This window comes from Streptomyces dioscori (genome assembly GCF_003024195.1).
GTDB lineage: Bacteria > Actinomycetota > Actinomycetes > Streptomycetales > Streptomycetaceae > Streptomyces > Streptomyces dioscori.
Genome location: NZ_KZ679038.1, coordinates 956,355 through 970,864, shown reverse-complemented (window position 1 = coordinate 970,864; position 14,510 = coordinate 956,355). Strand labels below are relative to the sequence as shown.

The following is a 14,510-nucleotide window of genomic DNA, read 5'->3' as shown; positions in this document are numbered from 1 at the left end:
GGCCCGCCGGGTGTCGTACGGCCGACCCGGGGCAACCGGAGACGGGAGGCAATGATGAACGCAAGCACGTTGACACGAGGCAGTCAGGCCGGGAAGCGCAAGGCGGCCCCGGCCATCGAGGGGGCGGCGCGGGCGGGTTTCACCGCGCGCGGTGTCATCTACTTGTTGGTGGGTCTGCTGGCACTGCAGATCGCCTTCGGCGGCAGCGGAAAGCAGGCGGACCAGGGTGGTGCGCTCCAGGAGGTCGCGAGCAAGCCCTTCGGAGAGGTCGTGCTCTGGGCGCTGGCCGTCGGACTGGTCGGCATGGCGCTGTGGCGGCTCTCCGAAGCGGTCTTCGGCGCCGCGGGCCCCGACGGCAACAAGGCGAAGAAGAGGGTCGCGTCGGGGGCACGAGCCGTGTTCTACGGCTTCGTCGCCTACTCCGTGATCTCCTTCGCCGCGGGCGCCGGCGGCAGCGGTTCCAGTGACGGCAAGTCCCGGGACGCCACGGCCAAGGCCATGGAGCTGCCCGCCGGGCAGTGGCTCGTGGGTGTGGCGGGCGTGGTGATCGGCTGCGCGGGCGTCTGGATGGCCGTGCAGGCCATCCGCCGCAAGTACCACAAGCACATGAGGCTCGGTGAGATGTCACGCAAGGTGCGCCAGGCGGTCGACGTGACCGGTGTCGGCGGCGGTGTGGCCCGCGGTCTGGTGTTCGCCGTGGCCGGAGGCTTCGCGGTCCGCGCGGCCTATGACTACGAGCCGGACAAGGCCAAGGGCATGGACGACACCCTGCGCTCGTTCACCGAGACCCCGGCCGGGCCGTGGCTGCTGGTGCTGATAGCCGTCGGCCTGATGCTCTTCGGCGTGTTCTCGTTCGCCATGGCCAGGTACCGCAAGGTCTGACCGACCACGGGAAACGACCACGGGAAGCGACCACGGGAAGCGAACACGGGTGTGGCCCCGAATCCGTCATCCGGATCCGGGGCCACACCCATGTTCAGCGGCTGATCAGCGGGGCAGTCCGGCGGGCGCGGTCGCCCACGTGGTGTTCGGCTCCGTGGCCAGAGTGACCTTGAGCGTGCCCCCCGTCCGCAACAGGCCGCCGTCGGTCCAGGACCGGTCGTGCGTACGGCCGTTGAGCCGCACGCCGCCCACATACGCGTGCGTGGCGTCGGCCGCGGGCGCGTCGATGACGATGTCGGTCCGCCCGGGCCGGTCGATCACGGCATGCGGGAACAGCGGCGCGCCGAGCAGCAGATCGGCGCTGCCGGGCGTCTGCGGGTAGATGCCGAGGACCGAGAAGACGTACCAGGCGGACATGGTGCCGAGGTCGTCGTTGCCGGGCAGTCCCGTGGGACCCGTGCCGTAGACGGTGTCGACGATCTGCCGGACGGTCGCCTGGGTCTTCCACGGCTGGCCGAGCGCGTTGTAGAGCCAGGGGGCGTGGATGCCGGGCTCGTTGGTCGGGTCGTAGCGCAGCGCGTCGCCGCCCTTCACCGACCAGGACCCGTCGGCCTTGTGGAAGAAACCGTCGAGCCGATGCGCCGCGACCTCACGCCCGCCCATGGCCTCGGCGAGCCCCTGCACGTCCTGCGGCACCATCCAGGTGTACGTGGCACTCGTGCCCTGGGCGAACCCGCGGTCGCTGCCGGGACTGAACGGCGTGACCCACGACCCGTCCAGGTTGCGCGCCTGGATGTAGCCGTCGGTGCCCGCCCCGTCCGTCGCGGCGGGGTTGTAGACGTTGCGCCACCAGCCGCCCCGGTCGGCGAAGTGGGCGGCCTGCTCGTCACGGCCCAGCAGCTTCGCCCAGCGGCCGAGCGCGTCGTCGGCGACCGAGTCCTCCAGCGTCTCGGCGGCACCGCCCCAGCAGTGGCAGACGTCCTGAGCGGCGTACCCGGAGGTCATGTACTGGGCCAGGTTGGGCCGTTGGCCGGTGCACTGACCGGGGCAGCCCGCGTCGGAGAGCCCGTCCGGGTGCGGCACGGTGGCCTGCTTCGCCAGCGAGTCGAAGGCGCCGCGGTAGTCGAAGTTGCGGACACCCATGGCGTAGAAGGTGGCGAGCGTGGCCGCCGTCGGGTCACCGGTCATGACATGGGTGGGGCCGTTGATGTGCACCCACCGGTCCCAGACCCCGCCGTTCTGCTCGGCGAAGTTGTAGAGCGACTGGGCGAAGTCCCCGGCGACACGCGGCTTGAGCAGCGCGAGCAGCTGGATCTGCGCCCGGTACTGGTCCCAGCCCGAGAAGTTGCTGTACTGAGCCCCCTGACCGCGCTCGATCCGATGAGCTTTCCCGTCCATGCCGGGATAGCGGCCGTCGCGGTCACTCACCAGATTGGGCTGCTGGAGGGAGTGGTAGAGCGCGGTGTAGAAGGCGGTCCGCTGGGCATCACTGCCTCCGCCGACCCGCACGGAACGCAGTTCACGGTCCCAGGCCCGGCTCCCGGCCTCCGCCACCTTCTCGACGCTCGCCCGCGGCGCTATCTCTTCACGCAGGTTCTCCTCGGCTCCCGCGAGACTCACGTACGAGATGCCGAGCCGCATGTGGACATCGTTGTCGGACCCGGTGTCGAAGCCGACGTAACCGCCCGAGCCGCGGCCCGCGCGGTCGGCGCCCGTGGCGTAGCCCTCGCCGCCACCGCCCGTGGTGGAACCGGGGGAGAGGGTGCCGTCCTTCCACGTACCCGTGGAGGAGAAAGCGCGGTCGAAGGAGGCGCTGAAGTAGAGCCGGTAGTAGCTCTTGCGGTTGTTGACACCGCCGTTGGCACGCCGTCCGCAGAACGCGCCCGTGAGCACCGACCCGGTCACCTTGCGACGGGCCTGGTCGATCCTCACCTCCGCGTCCTCGCTCCCGTTGAGCGAGTTGGAGACCCGGAAGAGCAGGTTGGCGGGCTTGTCGGCGGGGAACGTGAAGTCGGCGACACCGGCCCGCTGCGACACCGCGAGGTCGGCGCGGGCGCCGGAGTCGAGCCCGACGGAGTAACGGCCGGGCACGGCCCGCTCGTCGGCGTGCGAGAAGTTCGCCGCGTACACGGCGTCCGTGGTGTCCGCCGAGGGCGACGAGGTGACGTCTCCGACGAACGGCATGATCGGTACGTCGCCGGCGGCGCCCGGGTTGCAGCCCGCGCCGTTCACATGCGTGAGGCTCAGCCCGCGCAGCCGGGTCGCCCCGTACTCGTAGCCGTTGGCCGCGCCCGTACTGGTCTGGTCACCCCTGGTACTGGTGGGCGACCAACCGATCATGCCGTACGGGAGGTTGGCGCCCGGGTAGGTGTTGCCTCCGTTGGCCGTACCGATCAGCGGATCGACGTACGCGGTGGGACGCGCCGGTGCGGCGGCCGTGGCGGCGTCGGCCGCGGAGGAGACCGGACCCGGGAGTGCGGCGGCGAGCGCGGTGGTCAGCGCGAGAGCGGCGGCTCTCCTGCCGAACCTCCGCGACCCGGCGATGGATCTGAGGACCATGTGCGAGGAAACCTTCCGTGTGGACGGGCGGCGCGGCCGGCGGCCTGACAGCGAACCGACCCCGCGGAGTGCCGCCGACGAGCGTAGGCCCCCACCCCACGCACCGAACCGACGTGAGCGACAACCGCGATGAACACCCGATGAACCCACAACACCCACCCCCGCCCCCGCAAGGGGCGCGGGGAACGGCGCGAGCAACCCCCACAGACCGTCACCCGACGTCCGACGGCCACCCCTCTAGGGGCGCGGGGAACGGCGCGAGCAACCCCCACGGACCGTCACCCGACATCCGGCGGCCACCCCTCTAGGGGCGCGGGGAACGGCGCGAGCAACCCCCACGGACCGTCACCCGACGTGCAACGGCCACCCCTCTAGGGGCGCGGGGAACTGCGCAACCAGCCCCCACCGACCCGCACTCGCACACGGCACCCCCAAGCGGAGCGCAAACGCAAGGCCGGACCCCGCCACCTCCCGGCGACGGAGCCCGACCGACAAACCCGCGCAAACATCACGCCGTGTGCAACGTCAACCCATACCGATTCAGAATCTCGTTGATCGGCTGGTACCAGGTCTCACCACCGGTGGAGCAGTTCCCCCACCCACCAGAAGTGACCCCCTGCGCCTGGTCACCGCTGATGAACGACCCACCCGAGTCACCGGGCTCGGCGCAGACACTCGTCTTGGTCATCTGACGCACAGCACCCTGGCTGTAGTTGACCGTCTCGTTCTTCGCCAGCACATTCCCGCAGTGCCAGTGCGTGGTGGACCCCGACCGGCAGATGGACGCCCCGACCGGCGCTTCGTTGGACCCCCGCACGAGCTGGTCGGACACGGTGCCCCAGCCGAGTACGACGGGCACCGTCCACCACCCGCTGCCGACGTTCACCCACGCGTAGTCGTTCTCGGGGAACGACGACCCCTGGATGTTGCCTATGTAGGAGCGGTCCCAGCCACTGACACCCTGCCCGGCCCCACCGCAGTGCCCGGCGGTGACGAAACCGCCGTGCACCGAGAAGCCGATGGAGCAGCGGACGTTGCCGGTGTAGAAGGGGTCACCGCCGACGGTCCCGGCCGCGAACGTCTCGGGCGCCGCCGCGGTCTCCTCGACGGTGACGGCGACCGAACCGCCGGCCCGCGCCTTCGCGAGGAACGCCCGGACATCGTTGTCAGCTCGCTGCGCGCCGACCACGCCCACGACGACCGAGCTGGACTCCGCGTCGACGTACCAGTTGCTGACGCCGTCGGGTGCGGTCAGCTTGTCGATGCGCGCCTTGGCCGCGTCGAGCTGCCGCGCGCTGTACTTGACGGTGCGGACACTCGCCCCGGTCTCCCGCACGGCGGCGAGCGTGGCGGCGGACGCGCCGTCCTTGACGGCGACGGTCAACTTCCCGCTGTCGGCGTCGAACCAGGAGCCGCCGTACGCGGCACCGGCCGCGCGCTCGGCCTTCGGTTCGGTGGCGGTCGCCTTCTTCTCGGCGGCGAGACGAGCCTCCGCGCCGGCCTTCGTCAGTCCGAAGTCCCGGCGCATGGCGTCGATGAGGGCGTTGGAAGCGGGAGCTTTCGAAGCGGAGGTGGGGGCGGCTTCGGGGGCGGCGGCGGCCGAGGCGGAGCCGGTGCCGACGGCTGCCCAGGAGCCGATCAGGAGGAGGGAGGCCAGACAGGTGCTCAGGGTCGTGGTGCGTCTCAAGGCGATGGCCCTTCGTTGTTCCAGCAAGGTGGGGGCGGAACAGCTGAACTATGAGAGCGCTCTCATCTCCGTGCGAGGCAGAGCCTAGCGGCAGACCATCGTCAGGTACAGACCAAAAACAGGGGTTGTCGGCGGGCGGAGGAACCGGTCAGCGGGCGAGCGGAATGCCGTACGCGCGCTCCACGCGCAGCCGCAGGACGAGCCGGCCGTCGCGGACCATGGCGGCCCGGTAGTCGTCCCAGTCGGGATGTTCGCCCTGTACGTCCCGGTAGAGCCGGATCAGCTCCTCCACGGTCTCGTCGCCGGGCTCGCGGGCCACGGGCGAGAGGTCGGCGATGCCCTCGGCGACGGTGTAGGCCCAGCGGTCCGCGCTGGTCACGTGGTACGAGACCCGGGGATCGCGGCGCAGATTGCGCGTCTTGGCGCGGCCGTCGGTGAGCGAGACACGCACGATCCGCTCGGCGGGGTAGTACGCGTGGTTGACGTTGGACAGTTGCGGGCGTCCGTCGCGCTTGAGTGTCGTCAGCACCCCGCCGTCGTACTCGGAGAGGAGCCGAAGCAGTGCGTCCTGGCCGGAACCGGCGTCATCAGTCATGCGCTGAGCAACACTCGCGCCCCCGCCGAACATTCCGGCGACGGGCGACGGGCGACGGGCGACGGGCGACGGGCGACAGGCGGTCGGCGGTAGTCAGTGGTCAGTGGTCGATAGCCGGTACGGCGAGCGCGGCGCGGCGCCCAAAACCGCCGCGCCACACCCGCCGTACCGGCACCGCACGCATCAGGACGCGCTGCACGAACCGATCGCAGGCGCCGAGGAGTTGCCGTTCTTCATGACGGTGAACCCGAAGCTCGTCGACGCGCCCGCCGCGAGACTCCCGTTGCCGTTGGGCTTCATGGTCATGACGTTGCCGCTGGAGTCCCAGCTGGGCGTGCCGTTCCAGTTCGTGGAGATCTTCTGCGGAGAGGTCACCGTGACGGTCGTCGTCCAGCCGGTGATGGCCGCACTGCCCGCGGTCACCGTCACCTGTCCGTTGAAGCGGTCGCTCCAGTCGTTCGTCCTGCTGTACGTGACCGTGCAGGCGGCGTCGCCCCCTCCGCCCCCGCCCCCGCCGCTGCCGCCGAGCGCGGTGAGTACGGCGGTGTAGGCGGCCTTCTTGGCGTAGTTGCCGTCGAACAGCAGCGGTGTGCCGCTCGCGCGCCAGGAGTACTTGTCCGTGACACCCCAGACGGTGATTCCGGTGCAGCGGGAGACGCCGAGGCAGGCGTTCACCACGTTGGTGTAGCTGTTGGCCTGTGCCGTGCCCGAGCCCTCGATGTCCAGCTCGGTGATCTGCACGTCGACGCCCAGGTCGGCGAAGCGCTGCAGGTTCGCCCGGTAGTCGCCCGGCACGGGGGACGCGCTGTTGAAGTGGGACTGGAAGCCGACGCAGTCGATCGGCACACCGCGCGCCTTGAAGTCCTTCACCAGGTTGTAGACGGCATTGCTCTTCGCGTTGACCCCGTCGGTGTTGTAGTCGTTGTAACAGAGCTTGGCCGCCGGATCCGCCGTCCGTGCGGTGCGGAACGCCTCCTCGATGAAGCCGTTGCCGAGCTTGTCCTGGAAGGGCGAGCTGCGCCGGGCGCCGCTGCTGCCGTCCTGGAAGGCCTCGTTGACGACGTCCCAGGAGTGGATCTTGCCCTTGTAGTGGGTCATGACCTGGGTGATGTGGTTGTTCATCGCCGTCCTGAGGTCGGAGGCGCCGAGCCCGCCGACCCAGCCGGGCAGCTGGGAGTGCCACACGAGGGTGTGCCCGCGGACCTTCATACCCCGGCTCTGGGCGTGGCTGACGATCTGGTCGGCCGATCCGTACGAGAAGGAGTTGCGGCTGGGCTCGACGGCGTCCCACTTCATCTCGTTCTCGGGGGTCACGGAGTTGAACTCCGTGTTGAGCGTCGAGGCGTACGCCGCTTCTCCCAGGTGGTTCGCCGCGACCGCCGTACCGAAGTAGCGGCCCTTCTCGGCCGCCGCGGCACCGAGCGTGCTCGCCGCGGCGGCCGTTCCCGCGAGAGCCGTGACGCCGGCCGAGGCGAGCAGCCCGGCCGTGCCGAACACGAGGGCTCTTCGAGCCCGTGACCTGCGGGGCGGAGGCGTGATCGTGCGATCCGTGAACGTACGGGTGAGCATGTCGTCCCCTTCTGTGATGTCGAAAGTTTCGAGCATGTTTCCGAATGGCTGCGCAGACCTTACGGCCGGTCATACGGGCCGTCAACGGGCTGTGCCGCACGGTATTTCGGTTGACTCAAGTTGGCGGGATCGCCCCACGTGTCGTCCCGATCCTCTTGCTCAACCGGCATGCCCCGCCTATGTTCCCCTGAATAATCGTCAGACAGTCCGAATGTTTCGAAGGAGGGAAGGTGCGAGCGTGATGGGTGAGTGATCCCGCGCGCCTGACCAGTTCCGCGTACGTGTCGGCCAGGGTCGACCCATGATCACGAGCACACGCGGCGCCGGACGCCGTCCCGCCGCCGGCCTGGCGGTCGCCCTCCTCCCTGCCTTCCTTCTCGCCTTCCTTCTCGCTCTTCTCGCCGGTTGCGGCGCCGGAGAGGCGAGGACGACGGAGCGCGCACCGGGCGCGCACCCGACCAGGGCAGGCGGGGCCGAGCCCGCCCCCGCACCCCGCATCTTCCTGGACGTGGCACCGCGCCAACTGCCGGGCCTGGGCCCCAGGACCTCGGCCGAGATCCCGCCGAGGACGAGTCAGGTGCTCATGGTCACGGGCCGGGGGCGGAACTCCGCCGTGTCCACAGCGGTGCTGTACAGACGCACGGCGTCCGGCTGGCACGCCGGGACGGTCTGGCCCGCGCACAACGCCTTCAAGGGCTGGACCGACCATCATGTGGCCGGCGATCTCCGCTCACCCATCGGCGTGTACACGCTCACGGACGCGGGCGGCCTGCGCGGCAACCCCGGCACCCGTCTCCCCTACGACCACTCCGGCGGCTTCTCCGTGGACGGAACCGGCTTCGAGGGCGAGCCGCTGGCCGGCTCCTTCGACCATGTGATCGCCATCGACTACAACCGCGAGCCCGGCACCTCACCACTGGACTGGACGCGGCCCCTCGGCGCGGGCCGGGGCGGCGGCATCTGGGTGCATGTCGACCATGGCGGCCCCACCCAGGGCTGCGTCAGCCTGCGCGAGGACGACATGAAGGCCCTGCTGCGCGCCGTCGACCCCGCGCGCCGGCCGGCGATCGTCATGGGCGACGCGGACGCACTCAGACGATGAGCCCGCTGCTCCCGGACACGCGCCGACCGGACGCCCCCTGTCCGGAAGCCCGCTGACCGGCCGTCGGCAGGTCGTTGCCTGGTGGTCCGGGTACCAGGATCCGCGGTCCTGCCCACAGGAGAGACCTGGTTGCTCCGGCACCACCGGCGCACTGTGGACGCATGGACACCACCCAGCAGCCGGAGGTCAGGATCAGAGTGACGCCCCTGCGTCGCCTCAGCGGAGGCACCTACGTGTCGCGCGGCGGTCAGGAAGCGCCCGCGCGGGCGAACGACGGCCCCTGCGCGGGAAGTCGGGAGCGCCCCGCGCGAACGGGCGGCCGACGGACGGCATGACGGCCGACGCGGGGCATGACGGTCGACGCACGGCATGACGACGGACGCGCGATCGGGACGACGAACGGCGGCCGGCCGACACCCTCGGGTGTCGGCCGGCCGCCGTTCGTCGTCCCGCCGGGTCAGCCGGCCGCCGCCCGGTCCGGTTCGGCCGGCTGCCCGGCCAACTGCCTTACGTCCGGCCGCGGACGGGGCCTCGACGAGGCCAGCAGCGAGACCAGTGCCGTCAGGGCCGCCAGTGCGGCGAGCACGGCCGCGAGGCCGGCGAGCCACGGCGGCGCGAGCGTCAGATCAAGGGCCCGGGACAGGCCCTGCGACTGGATACGGCCTTCCAGGAGCTGGGCGACGGCGAGCGCCGCGGGAACGATGATTCCCAGGGCGAGCACGGGCACCACGCTGCGGCGCAGCAGTGCCAGGCCCAGCAGGACGCACAGACCGCAGCCGCCCATGACGAACCCGTAGGCGCTGAGGGAGGCGCCGTCGCGGTGCGGCGGGAAGTGGGCCAGCCCGCACACCACGAGCATCAGGGCCGCGGCCAGGCGCGGCCAGGCGGGGGAGTCGACGGACTTCGCGGGCCTGTTCCGGCGCGTCCGGGCCGTACGGCCGATGGCGACCGTGCCGCCCTCGGCGAGCAGCCGGTCCCCGGAGGGGGGCCCGTCCTTCGCGGCCGCGCGCGCCGCCTCGGCCGCCTTCTTCTCCTCGCGCGTCGGCGGCTTCGACTGCTGCCTGCCCTCGCGCACACCCTGCTCATGGGCCATGCGGCCGATCAGCTCCACCAGTTCGTCGACCGGCCGGCTGGTCGCGGCGGCCCGCACCGCGGCCTCGCCGCAGTGGGGTTCCAGCGGGGGCCGGTGCAGCAGCGCCATCAGCCTGGTGACGTCCTCCACGGGCCGGCCCTCGGCCGCCGCGCGGATCGCCTCGTCGGCGCTGTCGGCGTTCCTCGGCGGCCGGGTCAGCAGGGCCACCAGCCGGCTCACGTCCTCCACGGACCGGTCCGTGCCGACCGCCCGCAGCGCGTCGACCGTGGCCCTCGCGTACTCCGGTGACTGCTCCAGCAGCTCGATGAGCTCGATCACCTCTTCCAGCGGCCGGTCGGCCACCGCGGCGTGCACCAGTCCGTCGACCGGGTTGATGTACGCGGGGTCGGCCTCGATCTCGCCCTGGTCGGGGTACTTCCTGTCGAACTCGGCGGCCGAGTCGGCGGCCGAGTCGGCGGACCGCGGCTGGACCTGCGCCACCTGGGCGGGGTCGGCGGCCGGTCCGGAGGCGGCGGCGGGGGCGGAGGCGGGGTACGCGCGGCGGGCCTCGTCGGCCGGTTCCGCGTACGGGCGGTCGGCCTCGTCGGCGGGCCCCGAGTAGCGACGCTCGTCGCGCTCGTCCCGGTGGTCCCGACCTTCCCGTTGGTCTCGACCGTCCCGGTGGTCCCGACCGTCCCTGTCGTTCCCACCGTCCCTGTCGTCCCTGGCGTTACGGTCGACCGGAGCGACGGTGTAGCGGCGGGGCGCCCTGTCGGCCGTGTCGGGATACCGAGGGGCGACCTGGTCGACCGGCTCGGGGTACCGGCGGTCGCTCTCGTCGGCGGGGTCCGCGTACCGGTGCTCGACGGGTTCGGCCGGTCCGGCGTACCGGTGCTCGACGGCGTCGGCCGGGTCCGCGTACCGCTGCTCGACCTCGTCGAGCGGGTCGGGATAGCGGTGGTCGCTCTCGTCGGCGGGGTCGGCGTACCGGTGTTCGTCGGCGTCGGCCGGGTCGGCGTACCGCTGTCTGACGGCCTCGGCCGGTCCGGCGTACCGGGGGTCGGCCGCGTCGGTGTACCGGCGCTCGGCTCCGCGCGCCGGCCGGTCCGGCGCCTCGTCCGGCACGGCGTGCCAGGGGGCGGAGGCCGGTAGCGGCGGGATGGTGGTGGCGTCGACCACGCTCTCGGGAGATATGCCAGGTCGATCGGCGTCGAAAGGCGAACGTGTTGTCATACTCGGCTCCCTACGAAGGGTGCAGTCGCTGTCGTGGCCCGGACGCGCGGCCCGAGAGTTGCTGTGCGACCTTTCTAAGCGCCCCCGCCAAACGCCGCCAACGGGATGAGGCGTACGTGTGACGGGGGCCGGAACCGGACTGCTCACGGGGTCAGTCGTCGGGTGTGCCGTACAGCCACAACCGCAGCACTCGGCTGAGCCCCGGCATGATCAGGTAGGTGAGCACCGGCAGCAGCACGATGGGGAAGACGGCGGCGCGCAGCGGCAGGGGCCACGCGGCCGTACCGGGTGCCACCAGCCACTGGATGAGGAACGTCATCGGATAGGCGCCGAGGAACGTCGTCAGGACCATCTTCCAGCGCGGCGGGGCCTTCACGGTGGTGCCGGGGAGCCGGAACCAGCTCTCCATCCCGGTGGTCGACTGGCGCTCGTCGCGGACCTCGGTCGCGATGCCCTCGATGCGCGCGTGCCACTCCGCGCGCTCGGGCGAGGTCAGCCAGTCGGTGAGCCGCTGCGGATCGGCGAAGCGCAGCACGGCGTGGAACCGGTGCCCGGGTTCGGGCCGCAGCCAGGACACCCCCTGGCTGCCGGGGAACCGCGAGACGCAGTCGGCGACGCCCCGGGTCCACTCCTCGAATTCGGCTTCACGGCCGGGGCGTACCTGCCAGGTGAGGACCGTGGTGACGGGTTCGGCGCATGGGACCTGCGGGGTGCTCATGACCACATCGGGTTCCATGCGCCGGGCGGGTCATGCACGCGCCGGCGGAACGGACCGGCGAAGGCGAGGCGGACCGGCAAACGGACCGGTACCGGTGACGAGGGCCGCCGGGGTCAGCCGTCCGCGTCGTGCACACCCGGGGTGACTATCTCGTCCAGCGCCTTGCGTACGGCCTCGTAGGTGTGTCCGCGCAGCTCGGCGTCGCGTGAGCTGTCCGGATCGGCGGTCTTGAGCTCCTCGCTTCGCGCCTTCCACGTCTGCTCCTCACGGCCGGCCCAGGAGCGGGCCCGCTGGATACGGCGCAGGAGTTCGTCGGAGTCCACCACGTCAGTCATGAGATACGGGTACCCACGCGAGCCCTTTCGACCCAGGCGCCCGGGGACCGCCCGGGGACTTCGGACGGTCAGGCCTCCAGGAGGTCGAGCAGGTCCGCGAGCGGCAGGGGTTTCGCCAGGTGGGCGTCGAATCCGGCCTCGCGGGACAGCGTACGGTCGCTGCCGCGGCTGAAGCCGGAGACCGCGATGAGACGCAGTGCGGCACCCTGCGGTCGCGAGCGCACGGTACGGGCCACCTCGTAGCCGTCCATGTCGGGCAGCCCGAGATCGCACACGACGACGTCGAAGAGGTGACTCCCGGTCGCGGTGACGGCGTCCGCGCCCGTGTGGACGACCGTGACGTGATGACCCTGGCGGTCCAGCAGAGTGCGGTAGGTCGCGGCGAGATCCGTGTTGTCCTCGACGATCAGGACGGCCAGCTGCTTCCGCCCACGACGGGCCGTGACGGGCCGGGCCGGCGGCGGGTCGCCGTCGGACGCGGACAGCGGCAGCAGGACGGTGAACGAGGCTCCGGTGCCGGGGCCGTCACTGTGCGCGGAGATCCGGCCGCCGTGCAGATCGAGGATGGTGCGCACCACCGACAGGCCGAGGCCGAGCCCCTCGGGGGTCTGCGGACCGGCCGGCGCGGCCCGCATGAACACCCCGAACAGCTCCTCGGCCTGCCCGGGTTCGAAACCTATCCCGTCGTCCTGGACGGTGAGCCGGGCCCGCCCCTCCCCGGCCGACAGCTCCATGGCCGTACGGCCGCCCGGCAGTGTGTACTTGAGCGCGTTGGACAGCAGGTTGGTCAGCACCTGGGCCAGCCGCAGCCGGTCGCCGTCGACGAGCACCGGGTGGTCGGGCAGCCGGACGTCCAGCACGCGCCCCTCGTGTCCGAACAGGCCGCGGATGTCGGCGCAGGCGCTCTCGACGGCCGAGCGCAGGTCCATCCGCTCCGGCACCAGTTCCAGCCGTCCGGTCACCGCGCGGGTGCCGTCCAGCAGGTCGTTGCTCATCCGTGCCAGGATGCCGAGCTGCCGTTCCAGGACGGACAGCGCGGGATGGCCGCCGGGCATGTCGAGCCCCAGCAGCTCGGTCGCCGCGGTGGCGGCTGCCAGCGGGTTGCGCAGTTCGTGCGAGAGCGTCGCGATGAAGCGGTCCTTGGCCCGCTGCTCCTCCCGCAGCCGGCGTCCCGCCGCGTCGAGGTCGCCGTTGAGCCGCCGTAACTGCTCGTTGACCTCGCGGATCTCCCGTGCGCGGACGAACAGGTCGATCTCCATGCCCTCCGCGCGGGTCCGCGCCTCGGCGGCGGCCCGCTCCTTCTCGTGTCCGGCCTGTCGCACCAGCACGAACTCGGTGACGTCCTCCACCCGGTGGATGATGTGCGACACCCGGCCCTCGGCGTCCAGGACCGGAGTGTTGACCGGGCTCCACCAGCGCTCGACGAACCCGGCCCCGCCGTCGGTGTCCTCGCCCGCCGGGATGTCGTACCGCTGCAGCGCCATGGTGTCGGTACGTGCCGTGCCCACCACGGTCTCCAGCGACCGGCGCAGGTTGGCGACGCCGTCGGCCGAAGGGTCGGCCGGGTTGTCGGGGAACACGTCGAAGATGAGGCGGCCGACGATGTCCCGCCCTCTGCCGGTGGCCGCGAGGTAGGCGCGGTTGACCTCGACGATGACGAAGTCCGGCGCCAGGATGAGCAGCGGGGAGAGCGCGAACTCGAAGAGCTGCCGGAAGTCCGGCACGGAGTACGGGCCGCTCGGCGGACCCGGCGATGGACTGCCTGACGGGTTGCCTGACGGATCGCTCGACGGACTGGTCGTGGACACGGCGGCTCTCAGGGGTCGAGGCGGTACCCGTAGCCGCGCACCGTGGTGATCCTCGGGGCGGGCACGGGAAGTCGGGCGAGTTTTCCGCGCAGCCGGTACACGTGCTCGATCACGGTGGCGGACGGCTGCCAGGACGCGCCCCAGATCTGCTCCAGCAACTGCGCGGCGGAGAAGACGCGGCCGGGGGAGCGCGCGAGGAGTTCCAGGAGGGCGTACTCCTTGGGGCGCAGGGTCAGTGCGACGCCCGTACCGCTCGCCAGACACGCGGCGGTGTCGACGCGCAGCGAGCCCACGTCGAGGACGGCCGGCACCTCCGGCGGCCGGGACCTGCGCAGTACGGCGCCGATCCGCGCCACCAACTCCCGCTGCGAGAAAGGCTTGACGAGGTAGTCGTCCGCGCCGATCTCCAGCCCCGCCACCCGGTCCGTCTCGTGGCCGCGTCCGCTGACGACGATCACCGGCAGCCGGCTGGTGGCCCGCAGCGCCCGCAGCAGTTCGAGTCCGCTGCCGTCGGGAAGCCCCAGGTCGAGGACGACCAGATCCACACCGCCGTGGTACATGACGGCCTTGCCGGCCCGTGCGTCCATGGCCCAGGTGACCGTGAAGCCTTCACGCTCCAGATAGGAACGGCACATCAGTGCGAAGTCGGTGTCGTCGTCGATCAGCGCGAGATGTGGACGCAACTGTCACCACCCGGCCTCACTGCCGCCCGCTCGTTGTGTCGCCGGTGAGCGGGCGTTGATGCCCCGACCATGTGGCGAAGGTAGAACAGGAGGCACCCGCGGTTCAAGGGGGAGCCGACACGGGGGGAGTTCCGGCACGGGCTCGTGCGGCGCGGGGAGCGCGCACACCGCCGCACAAGTCCGGGCCAGGACAGGGCCGTCGAGGGGGACGCCGCGCGGCGCCGACATCGATGCGGCGGGGCGGTGACGCGGGCCACGGGAACATGC

Annotated in this window: 11 protein-coding genes; 2 read left to right on the top strand and 9 right to left on the bottom strand. The window is 71.5% G+C overall.

Annotation, left to right across the window (positions count from 1 at the left end; genetic code table 11):
• Positions 1-54 precede the first annotated feature (54 nt).
• Positions 55-882 carry a DUF1206 domain-containing protein gene (locus C6Y14_RS04255; protein ID WP_107015196.1) on the top strand — a complete coding sequence of 276 codons (828 nt, stop codon included), beginning with the start codon at positions 55-57 and terminating at the stop codon, positions 880-882.
• A gap of 105 nt (positions 883-987) precedes the next feature.
• Here the strand turns inward: C6Y14_RS04255 and C6Y14_RS04250 are convergent, their stop codons facing one another.
• From C6Y14_RS04250 to C6Y14_RS04235, 4 genes are all read right to left on the bottom strand, one after another.
• Complete coding sequence (locus C6Y14_RS04250; protein WP_107015034.1) at positions 988-3,441, bottom strand: GH92 family glycosyl hydrolase; 2,454 nt, start codon at positions 3,439-3,441, stop codon at positions 988-990.
• Positions 3,442-3,949: 508 nt separating this feature from the next.
• The gene (locus C6Y14_RS04245; protein WP_107015033.1) at positions 3,950-5,128 is read right to left on the bottom strand and encodes a S1 family peptidase; all 1,179 of its coding nucleotides are present in this window, start codon (positions 5,126-5,128) and stop codon (positions 3,950-3,952) included.
• A gap of 148 nt (positions 5,129-5,276) precedes the next feature.
• Complete coding sequence (locus tag C6Y14_RS04240; protein WP_107015032.1) at positions 5,277-5,723, bottom strand: PPOX class F420-dependent oxidoreductase; 447 nt, start codon at positions 5,721-5,723, stop codon at positions 5,277-5,279.
• A gap of 183 nt (positions 5,724-5,906) precedes the next feature.
• Entirely contained in the window at positions 5,907-7,292 is a 1,386-nt protein-coding gene (locus tag C6Y14_RS04235; protein WP_107015195.1) for an endo-1,4-beta-xylanase, read from the bottom strand.
• 301 nt (positions 7,293-7,593) lie between these two features.
• On the opposite strand from C6Y14_RS04235, the gene C6Y14_RS04230 reads away from it, so the two are divergent.
• A complete protein-coding gene (locus C6Y14_RS04230) occupies positions 7,594-8,394 on the top strand; it encodes a L,D-transpeptidase family protein (RefSeq protein ID WP_225890879.1) in 801 nt (266 codons plus the stop codon).
• Positions 8,395-8,851: 457 nt separating this feature from the next.
• On the opposite strand, the gene C6Y14_RS44450 is transcribed toward C6Y14_RS04230, so the two are convergent.
• From C6Y14_RS44450 to C6Y14_RS04205, 5 genes are all read right to left on the bottom strand, one after another.
• Positions 8,852-10,699 (bottom strand): hypothetical protein, encoded by a 1,848-nt coding sequence (locus C6Y14_RS44450; RefSeq protein WP_199854610.1) that lies wholly within the window; start codon positions 10,697-10,699, stop codon positions 8,852-8,854.
• Between the two features lie 151 nt (positions 10,700-10,850).
• Positions 10,851-11,417 (bottom strand): antibiotic biosynthesis monooxygenase, encoded by a 567-nt coding sequence (locus C6Y14_RS04220; RefSeq protein ID WP_225890878.1) that lies wholly within the window; start codon positions 11,415-11,417, stop codon positions 10,851-10,853.
• A gap of 113 nt (positions 11,418-11,530) precedes the next feature.
• A complete protein-coding gene (locus C6Y14_RS04215; RefSeq protein WP_107015030.1) occupies positions 11,531-11,752 on the bottom strand; it encodes a hypothetical protein in 222 nt (73 codons plus the stop codon).
• A gap of 68 nt (positions 11,753-11,820) precedes the next feature.
• Positions 11,821-13,560, bottom strand: coding sequence for a hybrid sensor histidine kinase/response regulator (locus C6Y14_RS04210; RefSeq protein WP_225890877.1), 1,740 nt, complete (start codon positions 13,558-13,560; stop codon positions 11,821-11,823).
• Positions 13,561-13,568: 8 nt separating this feature from the next.
• On the bottom strand, positions 13,569-14,243 hold the full coding sequence (locus C6Y14_RS04205) for a response regulator transcription factor (protein ID WP_107015028.1): 675 nt from the start codon (positions 14,241-14,243) through the stop codon (positions 13,569-13,571).
• Positions 14,244-14,510: the final 267 nt, after the last annotated feature.

What these genes read in the sequence shown, in the direction of transcription:
- C6Y14_RS04255 (WP_107015196.1), top strand. Translation starts at nt 55, where the DNA reads ATGAACGCAAGCACGTTGACACGAGGCAGTCAGGCCGGGAAGCGCAAG.
- C6Y14_RS04250 (WP_107015034.1), bottom strand. Translation starts at nt 3,441, where the DNA reads ATGGTCCTCAGATCCATCGCCGGGTCGCGGAGGTTCGGCAGGAGAGCC.
- C6Y14_RS04240 (WP_107015032.1), bottom strand. Translation starts at nt 5,723, where the DNA reads ATGACTGATGACGCCGGTTCCGGCCAGGACGCACTGCTTCGGCTCCTC.
- C6Y14_RS04235 (WP_107015195.1), bottom strand. Translation starts at nt 7,292, where the DNA reads ATGCTCACCCGTACGTTCACGGATCGCACGATCACGCCTCCGCCCCGC.
- C6Y14_RS04230 (WP_225890879.1), top strand. Translation starts at nt 7,594, where the DNA reads ATGATCACGAGCACACGCGGCGCCGGACGCCGTCCCGCCGCCGGCCTG.
- C6Y14_RS44450 (WP_199854610.1), bottom strand. Translation starts at nt 10,699, where the DNA reads ATGACAACACGTTCGCCTTTCGACGCCGATCGACCTGGCATATCTCCC.
- C6Y14_RS04220 (WP_225890878.1), bottom strand. Translation starts at nt 11,417, where the DNA reads ATGAGCACCCCGCAGGTCCCATGCGCCGAACCCGTCACCACGGTCCTC.
- C6Y14_RS04215 (WP_107015030.1), bottom strand. Translation starts at nt 11,752, where the DNA reads ATGACTGACGTGGTGGACTCCGACGAACTCCTGCGCCGTATCCAGCGG.